The 24,607-nt window shown below is 54.7% G+C and carries 25 protein-coding genes and 2 pseudogenes; 9 read left to right on the top strand and 18 right to left on the bottom strand.

What is annotated here, in order from left to right:
- Positions 1-98 precede the first annotated feature (98 nt).
- Together JCM17844_RS11845 and thpR are read left to right on the top strand one after the other, a co-directional pair.
- Complete coding sequence (locus JCM17844_RS11845; RefSeq protein ID WP_210431898.1) at positions 99-704, top strand: arylesterase; 606 nt, start codon at positions 99-101, stop codon at positions 702-704.
- 25 nt (positions 705-729) lie between these two features.
- The gene (gene thpR / locus JCM17844_RS11850) at positions 730-1,266 is read left to right on the top strand and encodes an RNA 2',3'-cyclic phosphodiesterase (RefSeq protein ID WP_210431899.1); all 537 of its coding nucleotides are present in this window, start codon (positions 730-732) and stop codon (positions 1,264-1,266) included.
- Between the two features lie 2 nt (positions 1,267-1,268).
- On the opposite strand, the gene JCM17844_RS11855 is transcribed toward thpR, so the two are convergent.
- From JCM17844_RS11855 to JCM17844_RS11875, 5 genes are all read right to left on the bottom strand, one after another.
- Positions 1,269-2,795, bottom strand: coding sequence for a UbiD family decarboxylase (locus JCM17844_RS11855; protein WP_150001153.1), 1,527 nt, complete (start codon positions 2,793-2,795; stop codon positions 1,269-1,271).
- 88 nt (positions 2,796-2,883) lie between these two features.
- A complete protein-coding gene (gene ppa, locus JCM17844_RS11860) occupies positions 2,884-3,411 on the bottom strand; it encodes an inorganic diphosphatase (protein WP_150001154.1) in 528 nt (175 codons plus the stop codon).
- Between the two features lie 254 nt (positions 3,412-3,665).
- Positions 3,666-4,553 (bottom strand): 4-hydroxybenzoate octaprenyltransferase, encoded by an 888-nt coding sequence (ubiA, locus tag JCM17844_RS11865; RefSeq protein WP_210431900.1) that lies wholly within the window; start codon positions 4,551-4,553, stop codon positions 3,666-3,668.
- The gene (locus JCM17844_RS11870; protein WP_150001155.1) at positions 4,550-4,924 is read right to left on the bottom strand and encodes a VOC family protein; all 375 of its coding nucleotides are present in this window, start codon (positions 4,922-4,924) and stop codon (positions 4,550-4,552) included. The genes ubiA and JCM17844_RS11870 overlap by 4 nt, the downstream gene beginning before the upstream one ends.
- Before the next feature lie 112 nt (positions 4,925-5,036).
- A complete protein-coding gene (locus tag JCM17844_RS11875) occupies positions 5,037-5,543 on the bottom strand; it encodes a low molecular weight protein-tyrosine-phosphatase (protein WP_210431901.1) in 507 nt (168 codons plus the stop codon).
- 414 nt (positions 5,544-5,957) lie between these two features.
- On the opposite strand from JCM17844_RS11875, the gene JCM17844_RS11880 reads away from it, so the two are divergent.
- A complete protein-coding gene (locus JCM17844_RS11880) occupies positions 5,958-6,251 on the top strand; it encodes a hypothetical protein (protein WP_150001156.1) in 294 nt (97 codons plus the stop codon).
- Positions 6,252-6,400: 149 nt separating this feature from the next.
- A complete protein-coding gene (locus JCM17844_RS11885) occupies positions 6,401-6,688 on the top strand; it encodes a 4a-hydroxytetrahydrobiopterin dehydratase (protein WP_150001157.1) in 288 nt (95 codons plus the stop codon).
- Between the two features lie 28 nt (positions 6,689-6,716).
- Here JCM17844_RS11885 and JCM17844_RS11890 read toward each other — a convergent pair whose 3' ends face one another.
- The 9 genes and pseudogenes from JCM17844_RS11890 to JCM17844_RS15295 form a co-directional block, all read right to left on the bottom strand.
- Positions 6,717-7,322, bottom strand: a complete 606-nt coding sequence (locus JCM17844_RS11890; RefSeq protein WP_150001197.1) for a septation protein A — start codon at positions 7,320-7,322, stop codon at positions 6,717-6,719.
- Between the two features lie 422 nt (positions 7,323-7,744).
- Positions 7,745-8,527 (bottom strand): succinate dehydrogenase iron-sulfur subunit, encoded by a 783-nt coding sequence (locus JCM17844_RS11895; RefSeq protein WP_150001158.1) that lies wholly within the window; start codon positions 8,525-8,527, stop codon positions 7,745-7,747.
- A 34-nt stretch (positions 8,528-8,561) separates the two neighbouring features.
- Positions 8,562-10,352 carry a succinate dehydrogenase flavoprotein subunit gene (sdhA, locus tag JCM17844_RS11900; RefSeq protein WP_150001159.1) on the bottom strand — a complete coding sequence of 597 codons (1,791 nt, stop codon included), beginning with the start codon at positions 10,350-10,352 and terminating at the stop codon, positions 8,562-8,564.
- 5 nt (positions 10,353-10,357) lie between these two features.
- Positions 10,358-10,741, bottom strand: coding sequence for a succinate dehydrogenase, hydrophobic membrane anchor protein (gene sdhD / locus JCM17844_RS11905; protein ID WP_150001160.1), 384 nt, complete (start codon positions 10,739-10,741; stop codon positions 10,358-10,360).
- Between the two features lie 14 nt (positions 10,742-10,755).
- Entirely contained in the window at positions 10,756-11,151 is a 396-nt protein-coding gene (gene sdhC, locus JCM17844_RS11910; RefSeq protein ID WP_150001161.1) for a succinate dehydrogenase, cytochrome b556 subunit, read from the bottom strand.
- Positions 11,152-11,488: 337 nt separating this feature from the next.
- Positions 11,489-12,850, bottom strand: a complete 1,362-nt coding sequence (locus JCM17844_RS11915) for an anti-phage deoxyguanosine triphosphatase (RefSeq protein WP_210431903.1) — start codon at positions 12,848-12,850, stop codon at positions 11,489-11,491.
- A 421-nt stretch (positions 12,851-13,271) separates the two neighbouring features.
- Positions 13,272-14,143: pseudogene (locus JCM17844_RS11920) on the bottom strand (HpcH/HpaI aldolase/citrate lyase family protein).
- 48 nt (positions 14,144-14,191) lie between these two features.
- Complete coding sequence (locus JCM17844_RS15290) at positions 14,192-14,944, bottom strand: amidohydrolase family protein (protein WP_210431904.1); 753 nt, start codon at positions 14,942-14,944, stop codon at positions 14,192-14,194.
- Positions 14,878-15,390, bottom strand: coding sequence for an amidohydrolase family protein (locus tag JCM17844_RS15295; RefSeq protein ID WP_210431905.1), 513 nt, complete (start codon positions 15,388-15,390; stop codon positions 14,878-14,880). The genes JCM17844_RS15290 and JCM17844_RS15295 overlap by 67 nt, the downstream gene beginning before the upstream one ends.
- A 187-nt stretch (positions 15,391-15,577) precedes the next feature.
- On the opposite strand from JCM17844_RS15295, the gene JCM17844_RS11930 reads away from it, so the two are divergent.
- The 3 genes and pseudogenes from JCM17844_RS11930 to JCM17844_RS11940 all read left to right on the top strand — a co-directional run bounded on the left by JCM17844_RS11930 (position 15,578) and on the right by JCM17844_RS11940 (position 18,516).
- Positions 15,578-16,354, top strand: coding sequence for a 16S rRNA (uracil(1498)-N(3))-methyltransferase (locus JCM17844_RS11930; RefSeq protein WP_150001162.1), 777 nt, complete (start codon positions 15,578-15,580; stop codon positions 16,352-16,354).
- A 55-nt stretch (positions 16,355-16,409) separates the two neighbouring features.
- Positions 16,410-17,764: pseudogene (locus tag JCM17844_RS11935) on the top strand (glutamate--cysteine ligase).
- A 47-nt stretch (positions 17,765-17,811) separates the two neighbouring features.
- Entirely contained in the window at positions 17,812-18,516 is a 705-nt protein-coding gene (locus JCM17844_RS11940; RefSeq protein ID WP_150001163.1) for a phosphorylase family protein, read from the top strand.
- Here JCM17844_RS11940 and hpnH read toward each other — a convergent pair.
- The 4 genes from hpnH to JCM17844_RS11960 form a co-directional block, all read right to left on the bottom strand.
- Positions 18,466-19,635 (bottom strand): adenosyl-hopene transferase HpnH, encoded by a 1,170-nt coding sequence (gene hpnH, locus JCM17844_RS11945; RefSeq protein ID WP_150001164.1) that lies wholly within the window; start codon positions 19,633-19,635, stop codon positions 18,466-18,468. The two genes, JCM17844_RS11940 and hpnH, sit on opposite strands and share 51 nt — an antisense overlap.
- Positions 19,636-20,100: 465 nt before the next feature.
- Positions 20,101-21,210: a hypothetical protein gene (locus JCM17844_RS11950; protein WP_150001165.1), complete on the bottom strand. Its 1,110-nt coding sequence runs from the start codon at positions 21,208-21,210 to the stop codon at positions 20,101-20,103.
- Positions 21,164-22,174, bottom strand: a complete 1,011-nt coding sequence (locus tag JCM17844_RS11955) for a general secretion pathway protein GspK (RefSeq protein WP_150001166.1) — start codon at positions 22,172-22,174, stop codon at positions 21,164-21,166. The genes JCM17844_RS11950 and JCM17844_RS11955 overlap by 47 nt, the downstream gene beginning before the upstream one ends.
- Positions 22,171-22,833 (bottom strand): prepilin-type N-terminal cleavage/methylation domain-containing protein, encoded by a 663-nt coding sequence (locus tag JCM17844_RS11960; protein ID WP_210431906.1) that lies wholly within the window; start codon positions 22,831-22,833, stop codon positions 22,171-22,173. Before JCM17844_RS11960 ends, JCM17844_RS11955 begins: the two co-directional genes overlap by 4 nt.
- Positions 22,834-23,335: 502 nt before the next feature.
- On the opposite strand from JCM17844_RS11960, the gene JCM17844_RS11965 reads away from it, so the two are divergent.
- Positions 23,336-23,989, top strand: coding sequence for a hypothetical protein (locus tag JCM17844_RS11965; protein WP_150001168.1), 654 nt, complete (start codon positions 23,336-23,338; stop codon positions 23,987-23,989).
- Complete coding sequence (locus JCM17844_RS11970) at positions 23,979-24,542, top strand: hypothetical protein (RefSeq protein WP_150001169.1); 564 nt, start codon at positions 23,979-23,981, stop codon at positions 24,540-24,542. Before JCM17844_RS11965 ends, JCM17844_RS11970 begins: the two co-directional genes overlap by 11 nt.
- Positions 24,543-24,607: the final 65 nt, after the last annotated feature.

Consider the following 24,607-nt stretch of genomic DNA (forward strand, 5'->3'; position numbering starts at 1 on the left):
CATGCCCTGAAATGGGCTGGTCCCGATATAAACCATCGTTGAAACGATACACGACCGCTTTGTTGATTGGGTGGCTAGCCGTCTTCACGTTTGCGCGAATGGACAATGCCCTAGCCCAGGATGATCGGGAAGAAACGGTGATCGTCGGCTTTGGCGATAGTCTGATGGCCGGCTATGGCTTGGGGCCGGGGCAGGGCTTTCCTGCCCAGCTTGAACGCCGCCTGAATGGATATTTTGACAGTTCGGTCAAGGTGGTGAATGCGGGCGTATCGGGCGATACCAGCACTGGCGGACGGGCACGGCTCGATTGGGTTTTGTCGGCGCTTGATACCTCCCCTGATCTGGTGATTCTGGAATTGGGGGCCAATGATGCCTTGCGCGGCATTGCCCCTGAAATCACCCGTGCCAATATGGATGCGCTTATTGTCGCCGTGCAAAGCCGCGGCATTCCCGTGCTTTTGGCGGGCATGTTGGCCCCTCCGAATATGGGGGTGGATTATCAAAAGCGCTTCAACAGCATTTTCCCCGATCTGGCCGAAAAATATGATGTGACACTCTATCCGTTTTTTCTCGATGGCGTGGCCGCAGATCCATCGCTTAATCAGCGCGACGGTATCCACCCCACCGCCGAAGGCATTGCCATCATGGTCGATCGCATTCTGCCTTATGTGGAAAACGCTCTCTCCATGGAGGATGCGTCCTGAGACGACCATCGTCCAAGGGGGCCTTATGATGATTCGCTTGTTTGTCGGGCTGGAATTGCCAAATGAGGTGAAACAATCGCTTCTTGTGATGGGCAGCGGGGTTGATGGGGCGCGCTGGCAGGCTTTGGATCAATTGCATCTGACCTTGCGGTTCATCGGCAATCTGGACCCGGTTGCGGCCCAAGAGGTGCGCTTAAGCCTTCAGGGTTTGTCTGTCCCCGCCTTTTCCGTAACGCTGCAGGGGATGGGCCTGTTCGGAAAACCGCGCGCGCCCCGTATTCTTTATGTGGGGGTTTCAAATCCCGCCCCGCTGATTGCCTTGCATGAGAAAATTGACCGAAGGCTGATCAGGGCAGGGCTTGCACCGGAACGCCGCAAATATATCCCCCATGTCACCTTGGCGCGGTTCAAGGGCCGTTCATTGCGGGCCGCGGGCTATGTGGCGCAGCATATGGGATTTTCCTCTCAAGCCTTTGATATGTCCCATATCACCTTGTTTCAAAGCCATTTGGGCCATGAAGCCGCCGCCTATGAGGTGGTGGAGTGTTATGGGACGGCTTGATGTTATGAGGTCTTTTTTGCGCCTTTCCAGATGGGTGTGCCTGTGCCGGGCAGGCCAAGGCGGGACCATTTTTCCGTGACCTGATCCACGATATCGGTTTCCATGGCGATTTCCCGGCCCCATTCCCGGTTGGTTTCGCCCGGCAGCTTGTTGGTGGCATCAAATCCGATCTTGCCGCCAAGGCCGGAAACGGGAGACGCAAAATCCAGATAATCGATGGGGGTGCCTTCCACCATGGTGGTATCGCGCACCGGATCCATGCGGGTGGACATGGCCCACATCACATCGGCCCATGAACGGGCGTCGATATCGTCATCCACCACAATCACGAATTTGGTGTACATGAACTGGCGCAAATAGGACCAGACCCCCATCATCACCCGCTTGGCATGGCCCGCATAGGCTTTTTTCATGCTGACAACGGCGATGCGGTAGGAGCAGCCCTCCGGCGGCAACCAGAAATCCGTAATTTCGGGGAATTGTTGGCGAATCAGCGGAATGAACACTTCGTTCAAGGCTTCGCCCAAAACGCTGGGCTCATCGGGTGGGCGGCCGGTATAGGTGCTGAGATAGATAGGATCGCGGCGCATGGTGATGGCGCTTAAGGTGAACACCGGAAATGGCTCGACGGAATTATAATAGCCCGTATGGTCGCCATAAGGCCCTTCATCGCCATAGTCTTCAAGGCTGACATGGCCTTCCAGTACGATCTCGGCATTGGCGGGCACTTGCAAGGGAACGGTTTTACAGTCCACCAGTTCCACCGGCTTGCCGCGTAGCAATCCGGCAAATTGATATTCTGAAAGCGTATCGGGAACAGGTGTCACCGCCGCCAAAGTGGTGCCCGGATCGGCACCGATGACCACAGCAGCGGGCAAGGGTTCACGCTTTTCTTTCGCCCAGCGGCCATATTGCTGTGCGCCACCGCGATGCTTGAGCCAGCGCATCAGGGTGCGTTTTTGATCCAGCTTCTGCATGCGGTAGATGCCAAGATTGTAATTGTCTTCGGCCTTTTCCGTTGGTCCTTTGGTGACAACCAGCGGCCATGTGATCAAAGGCGCCGGCTCATTGGGCCAGCAGCCTTGAATGGGCAGGCTGTCAAGATTGATGTCGTCGCCGGTAAACACCAGCTCTTGGCACGGGGCGCGGCGTACGGATTTGGGCCGCATCGCCAGAACCTGTTTGGCCAAGGGAAGCAATTCCCACGCTTGGCGCAGGCCTTTTGGTGGTTCGGGCTGGCGCAGAAAGGCAAGGGTTTCCCCCACTTCGCGCAATTGGTCCGGCGTGCGGCCAATGGCCCCGGCAACGCGGGCCACAGTGCCATAAAGGTTCACCAGAACCGGCATTGTGGCAGGCTTGCCATGTTCATCATGCACATTTTCAAACAGAATCGCCGGCCCGCCTTCGGCAATGACGCGGGTCTGGATTTCTGTCATCTCCAGATGGGTGGAAACAGGTTCCGAAACCCGCACCAGATCACCGGTGCGTTCCAGATGGTCGATGAAATCGCGCAGAGAGGAAAAAGCCATGGCCGGGCGGTGCCTCCGATCAAATCAGGTCCGGCCCAGCCATAGCCCTTTGCCTTAGGCCGGGCAATGCATCACGAGGGAAAGGGGATTATCCCTTTGCACGCTCGATGGCTTTGACAATGGTTTCGGCCGCCACATCGGCATCTTTCCAGCCGGTGATCTTGGTCCATTTATCGGTTTCAAGATCTTTATAATGCTTGAAGAAATGGGAAATCTGGTCCAGCAGGATCTGCGGCAGTTCCTTATAGCTTGTCAGGCCCTTGTAAAAGGGGTGCAGCTTGTCGACGGGAAGCACCAGAACCTTGGCATCAATGCCGCCATCGTCTTCCATTTCCAAAACGCCGATCGGGCGGCAGCGCATTACCGCGCCGGGCACCACCGGCGTGCGGTTGGCCACCATGATGTCCACCGGATCGCCATCTTCTGCCAAAGTGTGGGGAATGAAGCCGTAATTGCACGGATAGCGCATGGCGGTGTGCAAGATACGATCCACAAACAAAGCGCCGGACTCTTTGTCCAACTCATATTTCACCGGTTCGGAGCCAACAGGCACCTCAATGATGGCATTGATATCCCAAGGTGGGTTTTCGCCAATGGCAATTTTAGAGAGGTCCATAACTGCACTCCTGATACGAAAATAAGATAGGCGGAAAGGGGCCGCCGGATGGCTCTTTTCCTAGCGCTCATGCTGCAATGCCACAAGGCCGAATTATGGAAAAAAGATCGTGGGCATACCCTTTTATCGGGGCGTGCGGCCTCACGAGGCTGTGAGTTTTCCGGCAATCGCAGAAAGAAACACGATCCAGCCCACCCAGGAATTGGCACGGAAAAGGGAAAGACAACGCTCTGGATCGTCGATATCAAGGCGGATCACTTGCCAGCCAGATGGCCCGCCAAAGCCACCAGACCCGGCCACCAGCCCCAGCCAAAGCCAGCCAAAGACCCGGCAAATCCGGTGGCAATCAGGAAAATCAGATAAAAGCCGGCGATCCAGCGGGCCGATTGATTTCCCAGCTTCAACGCGGTTGATTTTACACCGACAATGGCATCGTCCGCCTTATCCTGATGGGCGTAGATGGTATCATAGCCCAAGGTCCAGAACAGGCATCCCGCATAAAGCAGCAAGGGGACGGGGCCTAGCGTTCCAAAAGCGGCGGCCCAGCCCATCAAGGCCCCCCAATTGAAGGTCAGGCCCAAAACCGCTTGCGGCCAGTTGGTGATGCGCTTGGCAAAGGGATAGATCGTTACCGGAATCAGCGACAAAACGCCCAGCAAGATGGCAAAGCTGTTAAGCTGTACCAGAACAGCAAATCCCGAAAGGCTGAGGACGATGGCAAACAGAATGGCCTTTTGCACAGAGACTTCGCCCGCCGGAATAGGGCGCAAGGCGGTGCGGGCCACGGCTTTATCCAGCTTGCGATCGACAATATCGTTCCATGTGCACCCCGCCCCCCGCATGACGATGGAGCCAATGAAAAACAAGGCACAAAATCGCCAGAAATCGGGGGTGCTTGGTGGCAAGGCAAAGGCTGTGGACCACCATGCGGGCCACATCAACAACCAAAACCCTGCCGGACGGTCGGCGCGCATCAAGCGCAGATAGGGGCGCGTTGCGCGGGGCATGCGCCCCACCCAGCTCACCACACTATCCGGTGTTTTTATGGTATCGGTCATGGTGGCGACAAAGCCCTTTCCGTCCGCCCCTGTCAAGCCCGACGGGGACGGAGGGCGGTTGGTGTCGTCGATCCAGCCATTCAACCAATTTTCATATGGAAGACATTGAATTTATTGCCGTCCAGATCGCGGAAATATCCGGCATAAAACCCTTCCATACGCTCACCCGGCGCGCCTTCGTCGCGGGCTCCCAGGTCCAGAGCTTTTTTATAGACCGTGTCCACTTCCTCGCGGGATTTGGCTTCCAACGCCACCATCACGCCATTGCCAACGGTTGCGGGCTTGCCATCGAAGGGTTTTGTGACCCCAAGGCCTGCACCGTCCTGGCCTTTGCTCCAGGCGATGAAGCCGTCGCCTTCCATCATGCGCGCGCCGCCCATCAGCCCCAAAAGTGTATCGAAAAACGGGGCTGCCTTATCCAGATCATTGGTGCCGATTGTGACATAGCCGATCATTGTCGCCTCCTCGGTTATTATGAAAAAGCAGCATGGAAGAGTACGTGCCTTTGAGCAAGCCTGACTTATTGCTTAATGCGGTTTGTTTTTGGCGTTGATCGGGGGCGTTTCTTTAAGACGCATCTTGGCGATGGTCGGGGAAATGTTTGGCAAGGATCTTGTCCAAAAGCCCTTCGGCGGCCTTGTTGATCAAATGAAAGCACCGCTCAAAGCCATCCTCGCCACCATAATATGGGTCGGGGACTTCATCCAGCCGAACTTGGGGCGCATGGGACAGCATCAAGGAAAGCTTGTGCTGATGCTGTTCGGGGGCGATGCGTTCCAGATAATGAAAATTGTCGCGATCCATCGCCAAAATATAGTCGAATGTCTCGAAATCGGAGGCAAGGGCTTGCCGGGCGCGTTGGTTTTCGATGGAAAAGCCCAAGCGGCTGGTCAGGGCGATGGCGCGTGGATCGGGGGATTGCCCTGCGTGATAATGGGTGGTGCCTGCGGAATCGACGAAAATGCCATGGCTTTTTTCAAGCAGTCCAACGGCTTTGGCGCGGGCGCGAAAGGCCCCTTCCGCCATGGGGGAGCGGCAGATATTCCCCATGCACACAAACAATACCGAAACCACAATCTCTCCCTTTCCTGATTGGCTCTTTCTATATGGGCAGCGCCGGGGGCGTACTCAAGCTGTCTGTGATGCTGTGTTTTTTCAAGCCCGATAGCGGCTTGTTAAAAAAAGGCAGTGCCAATGCACTGCCCAAGTTCAGGGAGGAAAAATGCCAAATCACAAGAGGGGATCGTGTGACCTGACCTATGTGATACGCAAGCACAGTGAAAAAACCTGCGGCTCATCAACGCATAATAGGTTTGGAAGATGAAAATGCGATGAACATAGCTGTTTGAAAAAAGAGAGGGTTCTCCCTGCTTTGTTATTTGGCACGCTCTTTGCTTTTTCTTTGGGAAGGGCGCCCGGCGCTATGGCTATCTTGAAAAAGATACGTCTATGCGGCGGGCGAAATGATCGCAGAGATTAGGAAATAACATGTACCACGTGCCGTATTCTCCATTACAGGAAGTCTCCGAGGCCATGCCCGGCTACACAAAGGTCGTGGCAGACTTTGAAGTCTTTTCTCATAGCTATCATAAAGCCCGTTCAGATCTGGCGAGTTTGAGCATTGATTGCAAAAACGTCAAAGAATCCGGCGAACGTTTCAGAGAGTCGGCGCGGGCTTTGCGTCTGGCTGCCGATAAGGTGGATGTGGCTATTTCCCAATTGCAAAAAGCCGATCTTGTTGCCATGGCGCGGATGCTGATGGGTGCATCTCTTGGGCGCTAAGGCCGTATTGTTCTCCCGTGACCCCGGGCATGCTGCGTAGAAAAAGACGCAGTGTGTCCGGGGGCTATCCGCAAAGGCTTGATTGCCAATCCTTGATCGCTCACTGTGCCGCTTTATTGGTGAGGTGACCACAAGAAGGAGATGGCTCTATGGTCAAGGCATTAAGCGGCGCAGCGCGAGAAAACGCACTGGCCAGCCTTTCGGGATGGGAACAGGTGGAAGGCCGTGATGCGATCCGCAAAACCTTCCAGTTCAGCGATTTCAACGCCGCTTTCGGGTTCATGAGCCGGGTGGCGCTGCTGGCGGAAAAGATGGATCATCACCCTGAATGGTTCAATGTTTACAATAAGGTGGATGTCACCTTGAGCACCCATGATGCCGATGGGCTGTCTGAACGGGATATCAAAATGGCCAAAGCTATGGATGCCTGGGCCTAGGGGTCGTGTTCCATAGGCGGCGGATCATTTAATTTGCTTCGGTTTTTGTCGGTTGCGCCTCATCGGGGAGATGATGCCTGCTAAGAACGGGCGTTTGCGCAAGGGCGAACACAAAGGTCAGTGGGATTGCCCCGAAGGTTTTAAAGGCAACCCAGTTGTCTGTTGAGAAATTGCGCCACACAAGTTCATTCAAAACCGCCATTCCGATAAAGAACAGCGCCCAATTGCGGGTGAGAATGGTCCAGCCGCGGTCTGTCATGGGCGGGAAGGCGGCCCCCAGAACCGTGCGCAAAAACACCCGCCCGAACCACAGCCCCGTCATCAAGATGGTGGCGAAGAAAATATAGATGATGGTGGGCTTTAGCTTGATGAAGGTATCATCATGAAGCCACAGCGTTAGCCCGCCGAACACCACCACAAGAGCCGTGGATACCCACATCATCGGCGCAATATGCCGCGTTGCGTGCCAGCTATAGGCCATGGCCATCAGCATGGCGGCCATGAACGCCCCCGTGGCGGCGAAAATATCCATCTGCCAATTTACAAGAAAAAACACCAGAAGCGGGCCTAGCTCGGTCAGGAATCTTTGCCGTGCCGTGGCTTTGGGGCGGGATTGGTCGGTGGTGTTTGTCATGATCGGCCTGTGGTCCTCGTCATATCGGGCATGGTCTGTGCCATAGGATATGAGCCGGATCGGAGCCAATGGCAAGGTGGGAATGATTTTCTGTTCCCATAAGGGAAACAATGCGTTCATTTTTAATAGAATTGTATATTTTTGGCTTTGGAAGTAGGGGCTGTTTCGACCGTATAAACGAAAGGGTGGCCCCATGAGCCCGATATTTCAAAAGATAGAAGCCCCGTCGGGCCGCATTCGAGCGCCAAGGCAGGGCAGGGGGATTCTGAGGCATCGCGGCTATAATGCCGGCGATCAAAGGCGCGGGTCCAATAGCCGGGATGCCCGTTTGTCCAGCACATAAGCAGGGGCGGATAAGCCACTAAAAAGGCCGCAGCATTTTCGTGCTACGGCCTTTTTATATGGGGATCGGTACGTCGGCTTTAGATTTGCCGTTCGACCATCAGTTTTTTGATTTCCGCAATGGCCTTGGCGGGGTTAAGGCCCTTGGGGCACACATTGGTGCAGTTCATGATGGTGTGGCAGCGATAAAGCCGGAAGGGATCTTCCAGATCATCCAGCCGCTCGCCAGTCATTTCATCACGGCTGTCGGCAATCCAACGATAGGCCTGCAACAGCGCCGCCGGGCCCAGATAGCGATCGGAATTCCACCAATAGCTGGGGCAGGATGTAGAGCAACAGGCACACAGGATACATTCATAAAGACCATCGATCTTGGTGCGGTCTTCATGGGATTGCAGCCGTTCCTTACCCGCAGGATCGGGGGAGGTGGTTTTCAGCCATGGCTCGATGGATTCATATTGCGCATAGAAATTCGACATGTCCGGCACCAGATCCTTGATGATCGGCATGTGCGGCAGCGGGTGGATCGCCACATCGCCCTTCACATCATCAAGCGCCAAGGTGCAGGCAAGGGTGTTGGTGCCATTGATATTCATGGCGCAAGACCCGCACACCCCTTCGCGGCAGGAGCGGCGGAAGGTGAGGGTCGTATCCACCTCGTTCTTGATCTTGATCAGCGCGTCCAGAACCATGGGGCCGCACTTGTCCATATCCAGATCATAGCTGTCCATGCGCGGGTTTTCGCCACTGTCGGGATTGTAGCGATAGACGTTGAACCGCCGCACATTACTGGCCCCTTCGGGGGCGGGCACATGCTTGCCTTTGGTGACTTTCGAATTTTTCGGCAATGTGAATTTCGCCATGTCTCGTCCTCATTCAGCCAGAATTTGCGCGGGATTAGTAGACGCGTTCCTTCGGCTTCACATATTCAAATTCGTCCGATAACGTATAGTCGTGCACGGGGCGGTAATCGATGCTCACCTTACCATCGGTAAAGCGTGTCACCGTATGCTTCATCCATTCGTCGTCATTGCGCTTGGGATAATCTTCATGCATGTGCGCGCCGCGTGATTCATGGCGGTTTTCCGCGCAATGCATGGTGACCATCGCCTGACCGATAAGATTGTCCAGCTCCAGCGTTTCAATGAGATCGGAATTCCAGATCAACGAGCGGTCAGAGACATGCAGATCGTCCATACGAGCATAGACCTCGTCCATCTTCACCTTGCCCTCTTGCAGCACCTCCTCGGTGCGGAACACGCCGCAATTGGCCTGCATGGTTTTTTGCATATGCAAGCGCACTTCAGGGGTGGGCGAGCCGCCATTGGCATTGCGGAAATGATCCAGACGTCCCAGAGCCATTTCGGTACTGTTTTTCGGCAAGGGCTTGTGGTTGGTGTTGGCTTTCACCGTTTCGGCCACGCGGAACGCGGTGGCACGACCAAACACCACAAGGTCGATCAGCGAATTGGAGCCAAGACGATTGGCACCATGCACGGAAACACACGCCGCTTCGCCCACAGCAAACAGGCCGGGCACCACGCGGTCAGGGTCGCCAGAGGTTGGGTTCACCACTTCGCCATGATAATTGGTGGGAATGCCGCCCATATTGTAATGCACGGTGGGCACCACGGGGATCGGTTCCTTGCGCACATCCACACCGGCAAAAATCTTGGCAGATTCTGAAATACCGGGCAGGCGTTCGGCAAGGATTGCAGGATCAAGATGGTCCAGATGCAGATGCATATGATCCCCTTCATCGCCTACGCCGCGGCCTTCACGGATTTCCTGTGCCATAGAGCGCGACACCACATCGCGGCTGGCCAGATCCTTGGCCGAAGGCGCATAGCGTTCCATGAAGCGCTCACCCTTGGAATTGGTGAGATAGCCGCCTTCGCCGCGCGCCCCTTCGGTGATCAGAACGCCCGCGCCATAAACGCCGGTGGGATGGAATTGCACGAATTCCATATCCTGAAGCGCAAGGCCTGCCCGCAGCACCATGCCGCCGCCGTCGCCGGTGCAGGTATGGGCCGATGTGGCCGAGAAGAACGCCCGGCCATAACCGCCGGTTGCCAATACCACCGCATGGGACTGGAAGCGATGGATCGAGCCATCTTCCATGCAGATGGCAATCACGCCCCGGCACTGGCCTTCGTCGTCCATGATCAGATCGATGGCGAAATATTCGATGAAAAAGTCGGTCTTGTTTTTCAGGCTTTGCTGATAAAGCGCATGCAGCATGGCATGGCCGGTACGGTCAGCGGCGGCACAGGTGCGCTGTGCGGGCGGGCCTTCACCATATTTCGTGGTCATGCCGCCAAAGGCGCGCTGGTAAATCTTGCCTTCTTCGGTGCGCGAAAAGGGCACGCCGAAATGTTCAAGTTCGTAAACGGCCTTGGGGGCTTCGCGGCACAGATACTCGATGGCATCCTGATCGCCCAGCCAGTCCGAGCCTTTGACGGTGTCATAGGCATGCCACTGCCAGGCATCGTCGCCCATATTGCCAAGGGCTGCGGCAATGCCGCCCTGTGCGGCCACGGTATGGGACCGGGTGGGAAACACCTTGGTGATGCAGGCGGTTTTCAGGCCGGCTTGCGAAATACCCATGGTGGCGCGCAGGCCGGAGCCCCCAGCGCCGACCACCACGGCATCAAATGTGTGATCGATAATCGGATAGGCAGCGGACATGGGCGTCATCCCCCGAAAGACACTTTGAGAACAGACAGGATGCCGAGCAAGGCCAATCCGGCGGTGACAAGGTTGAGCGCAATGAGGCTGACGGCTTTCGTCCCCTCATTATGCACATAATCTTCGATCACCACCTGCAGGCCCAACCGGAAATGATAAAACAGGCTTGCGATCATCAGGACCAAAAGCACTGTCACGAGAGGGTCGCGTACCCACCAGATAAAGGTGGCGTAATCGGCCCCGCCCAGCGACATGATCGAGAAGGCAAACCACAAAACAAGAAAAAGATTGGCAATGGCGGTCATTTTTTGGTGCCACCAATGCACTGCGCCGGATTTAGCCGAGCCAAAGCCGCGAACTTTCGAGATCGGCGTGCGGAATTTCGACATGATCTGCCTCCCTCTTACAATGCGCCAGCGAACCAGTAGGTGCCACCCCACAGGCCCAGCGTAAGCACAATCGCGGCAAAAATGGCCGCATAGCCAAGCTTGCGGTTGGTTTCAATGTCCAGCCCGCGCCCGCTATCCATAATCAGATGGCGAACGCCGGTGCACAAATGCAGCATCACCGATAAGGTGACGCCGAACAAAACGATGCGGCCCAAAAGGCTGGTCATCACATCCATGAAGAAGGCAAAGGCTTCCGGCCCGGTGGCAAGGGCGCAAAATCCCCAGACAAGGATAAGGGCACCAACGGCATTGCCCGATCCGGTTACACGGTGGGAAATGGAAAGGCCCATATGCAGGCCCCACCGCCAGATTTGCAGATGCGGAGATAAAGGACGATGTGTGCTGGCCATCAGCAAGCTCCCTGAACGCATATGTTCCTGCGCGTATTCTTGGGCGAAAACCTTACGCGGCAACGATAAGAAACGAAACCATAGCCAGAAAGGCTAAAGGTTTCATGGATGAAGATAAAGGCCTTGAGGGGCACATTAAAAACGGTTGCACTTTGGTGTAACGGCCAGAGGGCGATGGTGCAAGGCGCGATTGCGTGAGCAGGGCAATCTTGCCCAAAATGGGGGCAATCCTATGTTTTTAGCCGAGCAATTTGGGGCGATCATCCATTCCGCCCCGCTGTTAATCGCTTACTTTGTTTTAGTCACCAAAGCAGGAGGTGTCTATATCAAGTAATGTTCAAAGTTGGTCAAATACAGACCCCATGCGCGGGCTATATAAGCGTTCAAAAATTTTTAAGAGATATGAATCTGTCATACCTGCAATATGATCACAAATAATTCTGCTATCTTTGTCATTTTCTTCGAATTTCTTATAAGTAGCCGTAGGCAAAAATCTCTTTGGGTCGTGCATGAAGGTATCAAAAACCTGAATAACCATTTGCTGTCCCTTAAATTCTAAATGTTGGACATTTGGGCTTTTTATCACATTGTTAACAACAAATTCTTGGAGTGAATCAAGAAATTTGCGTTGTTCGAGGGGGAGTGAGACGCGAAAACATAGCATTGGGTCATCAAATTTATCGCAAAAATTTCCTATTTCTATAAAAGATAAGAAGTAATTTACCATTCGACTTATTTGTCTTTTTCTGATTTTTCCATCGTTATCAAAAAGTTTTGTTGCATATTTGCTAATATCAAAGCCATCAAATTCTCCTTCGTATTTAGAGGAAAGGTATCTTGTGAAATGCTCTCCAGTTTCTTTCAATTGACATAAAAATTCGTCGAAATTTACAAGTTTGAGAGCGATAGCATCTTCTAAATCATGCACACCATAAGAAATATCATCAGCAAGCTCCATTATTGAACAATCAAAGGATTTATGTATTGTCTTTATTTTTCCATCTTCATTTTTTTTTGTCTTTATGAATTCCTCTCTATCTTTTTCTGATAACTCTCTTAATAACCATTCTACAAATTTTTCTTCTGTATCTAAATAGCACTTTGGAGGTTTGCTGTTTTTTATATCAAGTAATTTTCCACCAGAGGTAGTATATTTTAGTTGCGGATAATTATTTTTTACTTTAGAGTATGGCGCCGGATATTTAAGTATCCCGATATAAGATCTTCTCGTTAAATTTGACCCGGAGTTTTCAGAAAATTTTTCAAGTTTTGATAATATACGAAGTGTTTGTCCATTGCCTTCAAATCCACCATTATCTTTCATACAATAATTAAGTGCAATTTCACCGCCATGTCCAAAAGGTGGGTGGCCTAGATCATGAACAAGGCAAATTGTTTGCATCAATGTTTGCGAAGGAATGTATTTATTTAAATAATTAAATTCCTTACTTCTGGAGAGGTTCTGTATTATTCCGCAAGCGACTTGAGAAACTTCCATGGAATGTGTCAAGCGTGTACGGTAAAAGTCGCTATCTCCTAAGTTCAGAATCTGAGTTTTTCCTTGTAATCGCCGAAATGATGAAGAGTGAATCACTCGGGCATAGTCCGTTTCATATTCGTTGCGCTTGTCTCCAGGTTTATTTGAGAATTCTTCTGGGCGTGTGCACCATTTACGCTCCCATGCTGCCATTTGTTCCATACAGAGATTTCCTTATATTTTCTCAGAGTGGTTAAGAGTGGCCCGTATCCAAAATCGGGTCAAATTAATATTTAGTCTAATGATTCATCTTTAAGTAGGTTTGCATGTTATTAAGGTTTCTATCTATTTCTGAATAGAAATTAATGGTTCATTTGGGCCGTTACGAATTGCGTATTTAATGCAGAGCAATCTTGCCCAAAATGGGGGAGATAATACTGCACCGCCATGCCCAAACTTTTCCCCGGAATCCGGTCTATGTTGCAACGCCACGCCCTTCTGTCGCAAGGCCGGCCCTTCTAATGTCATTCCCGGGCTTGACCCGGGAATCCAGTTCTTTGTTGATGGGGCACCCCGGCCCCGCCGCACTGGACCCCCGGATCACGTCCGGGGGTGACGCAGGGATGGGGACTGGATTGTCTCCTTACCCCCGTGTTTTGATGGCATGGTCGAGGGCGAGCAGGCGTTGGGCATCCTGGATATGCAGATGCTCGATCATTTTGCCGTCCAGCGTTGCCACCCCTTTGCCTTGCGCTTCGGCGTCTTTCCATGCGGCCAACATGCGTGTGGCGTGGGCGATGGCGTCTGCCGAGGGGCGGAACAGATCATTGGCCGGGCCGATCTGTTTGGGATGCACCAGTGTTTTGCCATCAAATCCCAGCATGACACCTTGGCGACATTCCTGTTCAAAGCCTCTGCATCCTGCAAATCGCCGTAAACCCCATCCAGAATAGCCAGCCCAAAGGCGCGGGCCGCCAGCAAGGCCAGACCGAAACTGGTGGCAAAGCCTTCGCGGGCGGGGGTGGGGGCAAGGCGCAAGTCTTTTGCCAGATCATTTGTGCCCATCACAAAGCACGCCAAACGGTCGGTTCCTGCCGCGATTCTATCTGCCGCCAAAATGCCGCGCGGGGTTTCCATCATCGCCCAGATGGCCGTTTCCCGATCATAGCCCAACTTTTTCATGGCCTGATCGAGATCACAAAGCTGCTGCGGGCTTTCCACCTTTGGCAACAAGATCGCATCGGGACGGCGCGATGCGAAGGCGGCCAGATCCTCGCGCCCCCATGGGCCATCAAGGCTGTTGATGCGCACGACCACTTCCCGTGTTCCATAGCCGCCTGCGGTCAATGCCTCGGCAATTTGCTGGCGGGCCTTGGCCTTGGCATCGGGAGCCACCGCATCTTCAAGATCAAGGATGACCCCGTCGCAGGGCAGGGTGCGGGCCTTTTCCAACGCCCGGCTGTTGGCACCGGGCATATAGAGAACGGAACGACGAAGACGCGATGAGCCGGGCATGGCAAGGCTTTCTGTTAGAGGACGCACGCAATATATCATGGGTCAGGATCAGAAGGTGTTTTTCGCCACCCGTCCTGCGCCCATCACAAAGCCCACATCCAACAGGGCTTCGATATTTTCCAAAGGGTTGGTGGATACGGCAATGATATCGGCCTCTTTGCCCGGTGCCAGCGTTCCCAGACGATCGCTCATCCCCAAAAGATCGGCGGCATTCACCGTGGCGGCTGCGATCATTTCGCTGTTGCTCATGCCCAGATCGCGCATCAACAGAAATTCCTGCGCATTGGTGCCATGGGCCGACACGCCGCTATCGGTACCGAAAGCGATTTTCACGCCGGCTTTATAGGCTTTCCCGACATTTTCCATCACAATGGGCGGCAGGCCCAATGCCTTTTCGCGGATGGCGGGGGGGAGGAAATTCTGTTCGCGGATTTTATCCACCACGGTTTTCCCGGCCAGCAAGGTGGGCACCAGATAGGCCCCGCTTTCCTTGAACAGGGCGATGGAGCGTTCATCCAGCATGGAGCCATGTTCGATGGAATCGATACCGGCTTCCAAGGCGGCATTGATGCCATCGGCCCCATGGGCATGGGCGGCCACTTTGCGGCCCATGGAATGGGCGGTGGAGATGATCTCGGCGATTTCGTCGTCTTTCATCTGCTGCATCAGGCCGGTGGCGGAATCTGAAAGCACGCCGCCGGTGGAGGTGATCTTGATCACATCCGCCCCGTATTTCACCGTTTCGCGCACAGCCCTGCGGCAATCATAGGGGCCATCGCAAATGGTATCGGGGGTAAGCATATGAACGATCTCGGCATTATAGCATCCACATCCGCATGGCCGCCGGTGCCGGATATGCTGTTGCCCGCCGCAATGATGCGCGGACCGGCCACATAGCCTTTGTGGATGGCATCGCGCAGGCCGTAAATGGCTTCTGGCTCATCGCCCAGATCGCGGACGGTGGTAAAGCCCGCATCCAAGGTGCGCTTTGCGTATAGGGCGCCTTGCATGGCGGCATCGGTGGTGCTCATCTTCAGGCGTTGAAGGGCGGAAGTGGGGCTCAGCTCGAACAGGATATGGGTGTGCATGTCGATCAGGCCGGGCAGCACCGTGGCGGATCTAAGGTCGATCACCGTGTCATGGGCGGGGTCGCCTTTGACATAGCCCGCTTCGATCCGTTCGATCTTGCCATCGGCAATGATGATCGATTGTTCCTGTATTGGCGTTTCCCGTGGATCGGTAATCACGGTTCCAGCGTGGATGATGGTGTGGGCCTTGGCGCTTGAAGCATCAGGAAAAGCCCGAAAACAAGGATCAGCATGCGCATTGTGTGCCCCTTTCTTTATATTTCGGAAAGGATGCTAACCGCGCCTGTGTGCGAAGTACAGAACCCACGGGCTTGACGCCGCGCATTTGAAACGGCAGGCATCCTTGATGAGCAAAAAAGCATCGCATATCCGACTATATGTCGCGGACGACCTTTTGACCCAGCGCACCATAATTTTGGGGCGGGAGCAGGCGCATTATCTGGTGTCTGTGATGCGGCTGGCCGTGGGGGCAACTGTCTTGCTGTTCAATGGCCGCGACGGGGAATGGCTGGCGCGGCTTGTCAAGGCCGACCGCAAATCCGCGCAGTTGATGGTTGAAGGGCAAACGCGGCCGCAATCCCTTGATCCGGCATTGCCGGGGCTGACACTACTTTTCGCACCGGTAAAGCGCGCCAAAACAGACCTGATTGTCGAAAAGGCCACCGAGCTCGGGGTGGCGCGACTCATACCGGTGATCACCGAGCGCACCAATACGGACCGGGTGAAAATGGAGCGCTTTTTGTCCATCGCGGCAGAGGCGGCGGAGCAATGCGAGCGCTTGAGTACGCCGGTGATCGACCTCCCAACGGGTTTGGACGCGGCTTTGAAAGCATGGCCAGATGACAGGCCGCTTTATTTTTGTGATGAAGCGCGAACTGCCCCGCTTTTGTTGTCTGTGCTATGGGCCAAATCTTCACAATCCGGTGATGGATTAGGCCCTTGCGGACTGTTGATCGGCCCGGAAGGGGGCTTTACTGCTGCCGAGCGCGAGGCAGTTTGCGCCCACCGGGCAACCTGTTCCGTCAGTTTGGGGGCGCGGATTTTACGAGCGGAAACGGCGGCTATCAGCGCATTGTCCCTGATTGCGTCTGCCTATGAATTGGTGCGGACAGACTTGCAATAGCTGATCGCAGCGCCTAATTCGATGCGTCGATCACTCTATGCGGAGCTTAGGCTTTATGGCCGATAATGCGCACATGCCCCTTGGCAGGGCCGACCTCGTCACTTCATTGGAACGGGGAATAAAGCCAAAAGAGCGCTGGCGGATTGGGTCCGAACATGAAAAATTTGTGTTCGATCGCAAGAGCCACGCCCCCATTCCCTATGAAGGCGAGCGGGGGATCGGGGCTATTCTGGAGCGTTTGCAGCATTTTGCTGGGCGCCGAAATATGAAGGCAAGAACCTGATTGCTTTGGCGCAGGATGGGGCATCCATCACCTTGGAGCCGGGTGGACAGTTCGAGCTATCTGGCGCGCCTTTGGAAACGCTTCATCAAACCTGTCGGGAGGTGAACAGCCATCTTACGCAGGTGAAAGCCATTGGCGACGAGATGGGGATCGGTTTTTTAGGGATGGGCTTTCATCCCACCGCCAAGCGCGACGACATCCCCATCATGCCAAAAGCGCGTTACGATATCATGCGCGCCTATATGCCCAAAAAAGGCTCGATGGGCCTTGATATGATGCTGCGCACCTGCACCGTCCAGGTGAATCTGGATTTCGGGTCGGAAGCCGATATGGTGCAAAAATTCCGCATCGGTTTGGCTTTGCAGCCTTTGGCAACGGCCCTGTTCGCCAATTCCCCTTTTGTGGAAGGCAAACCCAGCGGGTTCTTGTCTTTCCGGTCGCAAGTATGGACCGATACCGATTCCGACCGCACGGGCATGTTGCCTTTCGTGTTTGAAGAGGGCTTCGGGTTCGAACGCTATGTGGATTATGCCCTTGATGTGCCCATGTATTTCATCGAACGCGATGGGGTGATGCATGATGTGTCGGGCTTGTCGTTCCGTGATTTCATGGCAGGAAAACTGCCCGGCCATGAAGGCTTGCTGCCCTGCATGAAAGATTGGGAAGACCATCTGACCACAGTGTTTCCAGAAGTGCGCTTGAAAACCTTTTTGGAAATGCGTGGCGCCGATGGCGGGCCTTGGGCGCGGCTTTGTGCCTTGCCTGCCTTGTGGGCCGGTTTGCTTTATGATGGCGCAGCGCAAGCGGCGGCGTGGGATCTGGTGAAAGACTGGACCTTCGATGAGATGCGCCAATTGCGCGATAATGCGCCCAAATGGGGCTTGGCAACACCGGTGCCGGGGAATCGCAGCTTGCGCGATCTGGCCCGTGATGTGCTCGACATCGCCGCACAGGGGCTGGATGCCCGCAACCGGCGCAATGATGCCGATGAAACGGAAGCGCATTTCTTGTGCACCTTGCGACAGATCGTTGAGGACAATCGCACTCTTGCCGATGAGATGTTGGCCGCCTATGAGGGGCGCTGGCACGGCGATGCAAGCCGGGCGTTCGAGGATTATCTGTACTAACGGCGCGCTCCTTTTGGAGGGCGATATTGGGTGTAACGAGTAAAATCATGACCAGACTTGGCATTGTAACCGGCCTTGTGTTTGAAGCGCAGGTGCTGACAGGGATGGCGCGTGCCGCTGGCTGCCTTGACCGCGTCCGGATCAAGGCCAGTGGTCCCGGGCGTTCCCGGGCCCGTGATGCGGCCAATGCCCTTTTGGACGAGGGCGTGGATATGGTGTTGTCCATGGGATTGGCAGGCGGGCTTGATCCGGCTTTACGCAGCGGTCAGGTAATTGTCGCCACCGCTGTGCGGAGTGCCGAAAATCGCATCTTGCCAGTGTCCCTTGACCATCATCGTCAGATCATGGCGGTTTTGGAACAAGAGGGATTGAACCCGGTTGCGGGGGATCTTGTGGAAGCGGTGGTGCCTGCTGCCAGCCAGGGGGCAAAGCGGGCATTGTTCCGGGAAAGCCGGGCCGTGGGCGTGGATATGGAAAGTTTCGGCGTGGCCAAGGCGGCCAGTGCGGCGGGGGTGCCGTTCCTTGCCTTGCGGGTGATTGCCGATCCTGCCGATCAGGAAATTCCGCAAGCGGCCCTGTTGGGAATGAGGCCCGATGGCAGTGTCCGTGTCTGGCCGGTTCTGCGCGGTCTTATGGCAAGCCCGGGGATGATCCCCGAGCTGCTGCGTTTAGGGCGGCAAAGCAGTGCCGCCCAAAAGGTTCTAGGCCGTCTTGGCCAAAGCGTCTTTACCGGATTTGGCCTTCGCGGCTGATGCTTTTGCCTTGTCTTCATGCACATCGCTCATGAAGTCTTGCACCTGATTGTCAAAGATGTATTTGGCCGGACGTTGATTATCCATATTGATTTCTTTGGCCATCGGCCCTGTGGTGCGCGGACCACGAAGGGCTGACATCAGGGCTTTCAGCGGATGGGCAAGGGCATCGGAGGCCGCCGTTGGCTCGTAACCGCAATGGGCCATGCAGTTGGCGCATTTTTCATAATTGCCAGTGCCATAGGTGTCCCAGTCGGTGGTTTCCATCAATTCCTTGTAGCTTGAGACAAAGCCTTCGCCCAACAGATAGCACGGCTTTTGCCAGCCAAAGATATTGCGGGTCGGCATGCCCCAGGGGGTGCAATGGTAGCTTTCATTGCCCGCCAGAAAATCCAGATACAGGCTGGAATGGTTGAGCGTCCATTTGCGGCCTTTGCCCAGGGCCAGAATGTCGCGGAACAATTCCTTGGTTTTCTTGCGGTTAAGGAAATGCTCCTGATCGGGGGCGCGTTCATAGGCATAGCCCGGCGAGATGGTGACACCCACACCGATTTCCTTGGCATAATCAAGGAAGGCCGCCACGCGCTCAGGTTTTGCACCATCGAAAATGGTGGCATTCACATTGACCTGAAAGCCTTTGTCCTGTGCCGCTTTGATGCCTTTGATGGCTTTTTCAAACACACCTTCTTGGCATACCGATTTATCATGCTCTTCTTGCAGGCCATCCAGATGGACCGAGAAGAACAGATAAGGCGAGGGCTTGAACAGATGCAATTTCTTTTCAAGCAGCAGCGCATTGGTGCACAGGGACACGAATTTCTTGCGTTTGACCAATCCGGCCACCACTTCACCAATTTCCTTATGGATCAATGGTTCGCCACCGGGAATGGCAACAATGGGGGCGCCACATTCATCGGCGGCATCCAGACAGTCTTGCACCGACAGGCGTTTGTTGAGAATTGGATCGGGATAATCGATCTTGCCGCAGCCGGCACAGGCAAGATTGCAGCGGAACAAAGGCTCCAGCATCAGCACAAGCGGATAGCGCTTATTGCCTTTCAGCTTTTGCTTGAGGATGTAGCTCCCCACGCGGATCTGTTGCAGGATAGGAACGGCCACGGATCTTCCTTTCTCGTCTACCCGATGGTGAGACGTTGCCGCATAAGCGGACTTTTCAATTGGACGGTTTCCACGATGCCGCATAAGCGGCCCCGGGTTGATATATTTTGTTCAGCGCAGGATGCCAGCCAATCTTGGCCATAGCGCCCCAGCCTTTGAAACGGCGGTCGTCAGGCGACCCTCCCTTTCCTTCTCTTTATCTGGCACGACATTTGATCCCCATGAAGCAGCCTGTCAAGGTTGCGTTGATCCGGATGGTGGTCATGCCCGATATTCCTTTTTCTCTCCTTCATCATGCCCTGATCGCCGGCGTGATTTTCTTTCCGTATTTTCTGCCTCCTTGTTCGGCTTTATGGGCACGGTCAAGGCGGTGCATCTACGGGGAGAAAAATCAGACCAAATTTGGGCGAATTTATGAACTTTATCGAGAAACGACAACCCGCTAGCGCGTTTGTGATGATTAATTCACGAGCCTTGATCACTGTCGGCGGCGGATTGTGGAGGGGCCATTTCGGGGCTGGTAAAGGCATGAAGGGTGCCACGCACGATCACCGTATTGCCGGTGGAGGGTTGCAGGCTGACATCGCTCCAGACCGGGCTGTTCTCCAATGCTTCAACAATTTGTGGGGCCTTGCTTTGTCCCTCTCCAGAGGCATAAACCGCCAGCTTGTTGTCTGAAAATTGCAGCCGCGAGATTTCCAGTTCGAAACCGTCCAGAACGCGCACCCATTCCATCAAGGCGTGCAATAACAGGCTTTCATCGCCCAAAGACATGGCCGTGTTAATGGAGCCGATGGCCGACAGGGCATCGCGCCGGTCTGCCAATAAGGGCTGGGCCGATTGGCGTTTTTGCGCCGTTTGCGCTTGATAATGCCGTTCCATCCATAAAGCGGCGCCCCATTGTGTCAGTTGATAGGTGAATGGGGCCAAAAACAGCAACAAGACGATCGGGACAAGATTGGCTGTGATGCTTTTTTTCAGCCAAGGCAGAAGCGGCCCATCAATGAAGGGCGGTGTCGTGATCTCGGCCTTGGTGGTTTTTACGGGCTGTTCCAGATTGTCCGGTGACAAGCGGCCCGCTTTTAAAAAGGCCTGCCAATCCCGCGCATTGGGCTCTTGCGCCCACCAGCGTGAGGTTTTCAGGCTGCCGTCTTTCCAGATCTGTCCTTCAACCCCGCTGAGGCATGCAAGCCTCCTTATCTGGCTGTCCGGCGCATTGATGGCGGGAAACAAGGCGCTTTCCGGGATCAGCCTTTTGCCGGATTTCGGGGGGATATGTGCGAAAACCGTATCTTGATCCCATGTCCAGACGCCGGCCCCCGATGTGCCTGCGCGCAGATACAGCCCGGGATTTTTGAAAGGGGTGTTGAATTGCACCTTTAATTGCAGCGCTTGCAAAGCCTTGGTGTTCTGGAAATCGCCGGGGAAAAACTGATGGCGGCACCATGCACGCGGCAAGACCAGCACAGACCCGCCAAAAAAACCACCGCTTTGCAGGGCTGTGACGCGACCGTCTTCGTGCAGGGCTTCAAGTGCCGGACGGAATAAGTGGTTCAGTGATTGTCGAAGCGTCATTGTAATCCTGCGGCTGTCGGCGCTCGCCGATGAAAAAACGGTAAAAAGGTCGGTCCGGTGCAATGGCCCGACGCTCCACCTCGATGATGCGTTCAATAAGGCGTGCCCCCGATGGACCGGTGACAGGGGCGTAGAAACTGAACCGTGCCCGGGCTGTGGGACTGGCCTGTCGTCGCCCGAACATGGTGTCGCTTTCGTTTAATTCCTCCTCGATCACTTTGTCTGTCAACAAGGCACGCACTTCCGGCGCGATCAGCCCGGTGACAAGCCCGATGGAACGGGTGTCTGTTGTGGTCACCGTTATTAGCCGTTCATTATGCCAGAGAACAGGCACTTCATCCCAGCCTAGAATATTTTGCGCTTCCATGGCACTGCGCAAGGGCGATTGGCTGGGGGCAGGGCGGTTGAGCAAGCGATAGGCGGGGGCTTCGGCCCCAAGAAAACGGCGGTTGTTATTGGCATCGGTATAATCAAGAAGGCGGGCTTCCAAACGGGCGGCGTCATTGCCGCTTTGGTCAAAAGCTTCCAGCAGCACCCGGATTTCCGGTTCAATATTGGAATTGAGGGAAATCAGCCCGCCCGTATCTTGGTAGCGCACCACAATGCCGGTGCTATCCAGACGCATACCGCCGCGCGCCGACCAGAAATTGCTATCGTCCGACGGGGCCTTTAATCCGTCTTGCAGGCTCAGGGCGTTGAATTTTGCATCCTCGGATAAGGTGATTCCCCCCAAAAGCGGTTGCGCCGTCAGCCAGAGAAACAAGGTGCGGGATTCGGTGGTCATAAGCGCCCGCTCGGCAGCAATGTCTTGTTGCTGCATCAAGACAAGAGCCTGTCCGGACCGGGAGGCGCGGACCCCGATCATGGCGATGGCGGCGAAGACCAGAACAAACACCAACACCATCGGCAAAACGATGCCCGCAGATCTTTCACGCGGGGGCTTTTGGCTTTGGTCCACTGTCAAAAGAGCTCTCCACTGGCAGAAGAGCCTTCCAGGCGAAAGGGAAGCCTGTGGCGGTTCTCAAGGGGGACGACCCACAAGGCCGGAGTGCCGCTTATCTGGAAGCGCAGGCGGATGGCTTCGGGCAGGGCGGGCGTTTGGAAGAACGCCTGATCCTGGAAAAAACCGTTTCCCGGATTGGCTTTTGGCGGCCATGCCTCATGCCATTGGCCATCCATTCCGAAATAGTCGAATTGGCCATTTTCGATGCCTTCGACCAGCGTTTGTTGCCCGTCGCCCGTGTCGATCACCAGTCTTTGCGGGGTGCTGTCGTTTTCCAGTGTGACTTTTATCACGGTGAGCTTGCGGTTTCCGGCAGATAGCGGACGTAAGGTCATGCCTTCAAAGCCGGCCCCGTCGCCATTGAAAACGCGTTCCGGGCTGTTGGGCCATGCGGGCACCAGTTCACGGGCCACATCACGAAAAAGTGCCGCACGTAAGGGCTGGCTTTGGGCGCGATCAAAAGCGGCAGACACCCGTTGCATATTTGACCATTGGGTGACAACCGATTGAAATAATATGGTAGAAATCAGAGATAGCAGCGCCAGTGTGACAATAATTTCCATCAGGCTGAAGCCAGCTTCAGTCCCTTGTTCTGAGCCACTTTCTACCTTGCGTTTCAACGGACTTTCTCGTAACTTGTGGATGGTCCTCGTGTGTCCGACCCATAAAAATATCCCACTTCGCTTAATTGAAGTGTGTGTGCCTTGCACGCTAAAAACGGCTCGTAGATGTTTCTGCGGGTCGTTTTTTTTCGGTGCTTTGCAATATAAGGCTGGGTCCATAGAACGCTTCGGGAATATCTTGGATACTGCATGATTTTACGGGCGATCACGATGGTTTCAAGATCGAAAATCTTGTCCGCTTTCAATATGGCGCGGGTGGCTTTACGCTCTCTTAGCATTGTTTGTGCCAGTTTGAATGATGATCTTTGGTGACCGGATCATCGTGGTGACGCGCACGGATGGTTTCTTTTATTCGATTCCCTTTGGGCCCAAGGCTATCATTGCGTCATGGTGCTTGCAATAAAAGGCCGGCTGCGATTAGGTGCATCCTTGGAAAATCTTCGTTATTCGATTTGCCATATAGGCATCAGATACCCTGTAGCTTTCTAAAGAGAAGATGATGACCGACTGGAAATCCTGGTTTAAGCAGCAAAGCAATGATCGCACGCTTCTGGGATTGAAGGTGCTGGGCTGTCTTTTGCTGTTCTGGGTTTATTTGCAGGTGCAGGATCAGGCACAAATGGCGAGCGGACGCGCACAAGCCGCACAGGCGCAAGCGCTTTCCTTGCGGGGGCTGGACGATGGCACTCTTTGGGCTTCGCGGGCAAAGCAGGCGCGTGGGGCTTTGGCCGATTGGCAAAAAGGCCAGTGGGTCGCCCCGACACCGGGCATTGCCGCCGCCATGGTGCAAGGGGAATTGGAAGCGCTGGTGAATGGTCTTGGGGCGCAGGCATCCAATATCAAGGTCAGCCCCGATGTGTTGACCGTTGATGGCCAAAGTGGCTTGCGCTTTGATCTTACGGCGCGTGGCGATCAGGCGACCATTGTGATGGTGCTGGTTTCTATGGCGCTGCATCAACCGCGCCTGATTCCCGGCGATGTGAATGCCAATTTCTCCAAACGCAGATCCAATGTCCGGCTTTCGGGATTTGCGCCGTTTCAGGCACAATCCGCTCAGGACCGGCCTGCGGCAACGGCGGCCTCTTCTGTCCTTGCTGCGCCCAAAAAAACCGCCTTTAACGGCGTAGCGGAAAGGCAGGCATATGCCGGTTGAGCGTTTACGCGGCCTTCTAGCTTTGGCCGGATTTTTGTTTTTGGCGGGGGTGATCGCGGGGGCCGGAACTTTTCTGGCATCGCAAACAGCCCATCGGCGCGACATGGTGTCCGCATCCTCGTGGCAGCCTCCCATGGCCCCCTCTGCGGTGCTGCTGGCTGTGGCGGGCCATGATCTTTATAGCCTGACCCATTTGCTGCTCAAAGACGGTGCTTTCGGGGCTGTTTCCGAAGAGGACTATGCGGCGAAGGCTGGACGTGCCGCGGGGGGAGCGGACGGCGCTGATGGGCGTCTGTCCGGACCTGAAAAAAAACCGTTTCCCGATATCATCGCGGCCGCCTTGGTTGACCGGACGCCGATGATCTATCTGCGCCATGCCGATGGCCGTGTTGCCGGTTGGTCTGAAAACACCAGTCCGGAAGAAGGGTGGGAGATCGTTTCAATCACTCTTGATGCCATCGAAGTGCGCTATAAAGACGATCCCGTACAGCATCTTCCGGTATTTGTTAAAATCCCCGATGCGGCCTTTTTGAAAGGGGTCGAGAAACATTGACCCTGCCTGTGCCGCGCCCTATCGTCCCTCGCGTGATGTGACCATAATGAACGCACAAGATATGC

It is taken from the genome of Iodidimonas gelatinilytica (assembly GCF_008579125.1).
Classification (GTDB): domain Bacteria; phylum Pseudomonadota; class Alphaproteobacteria; order Sphingomonadales; family Rhodothalassiaceae; genus Iodidimonas; species Iodidimonas muriae.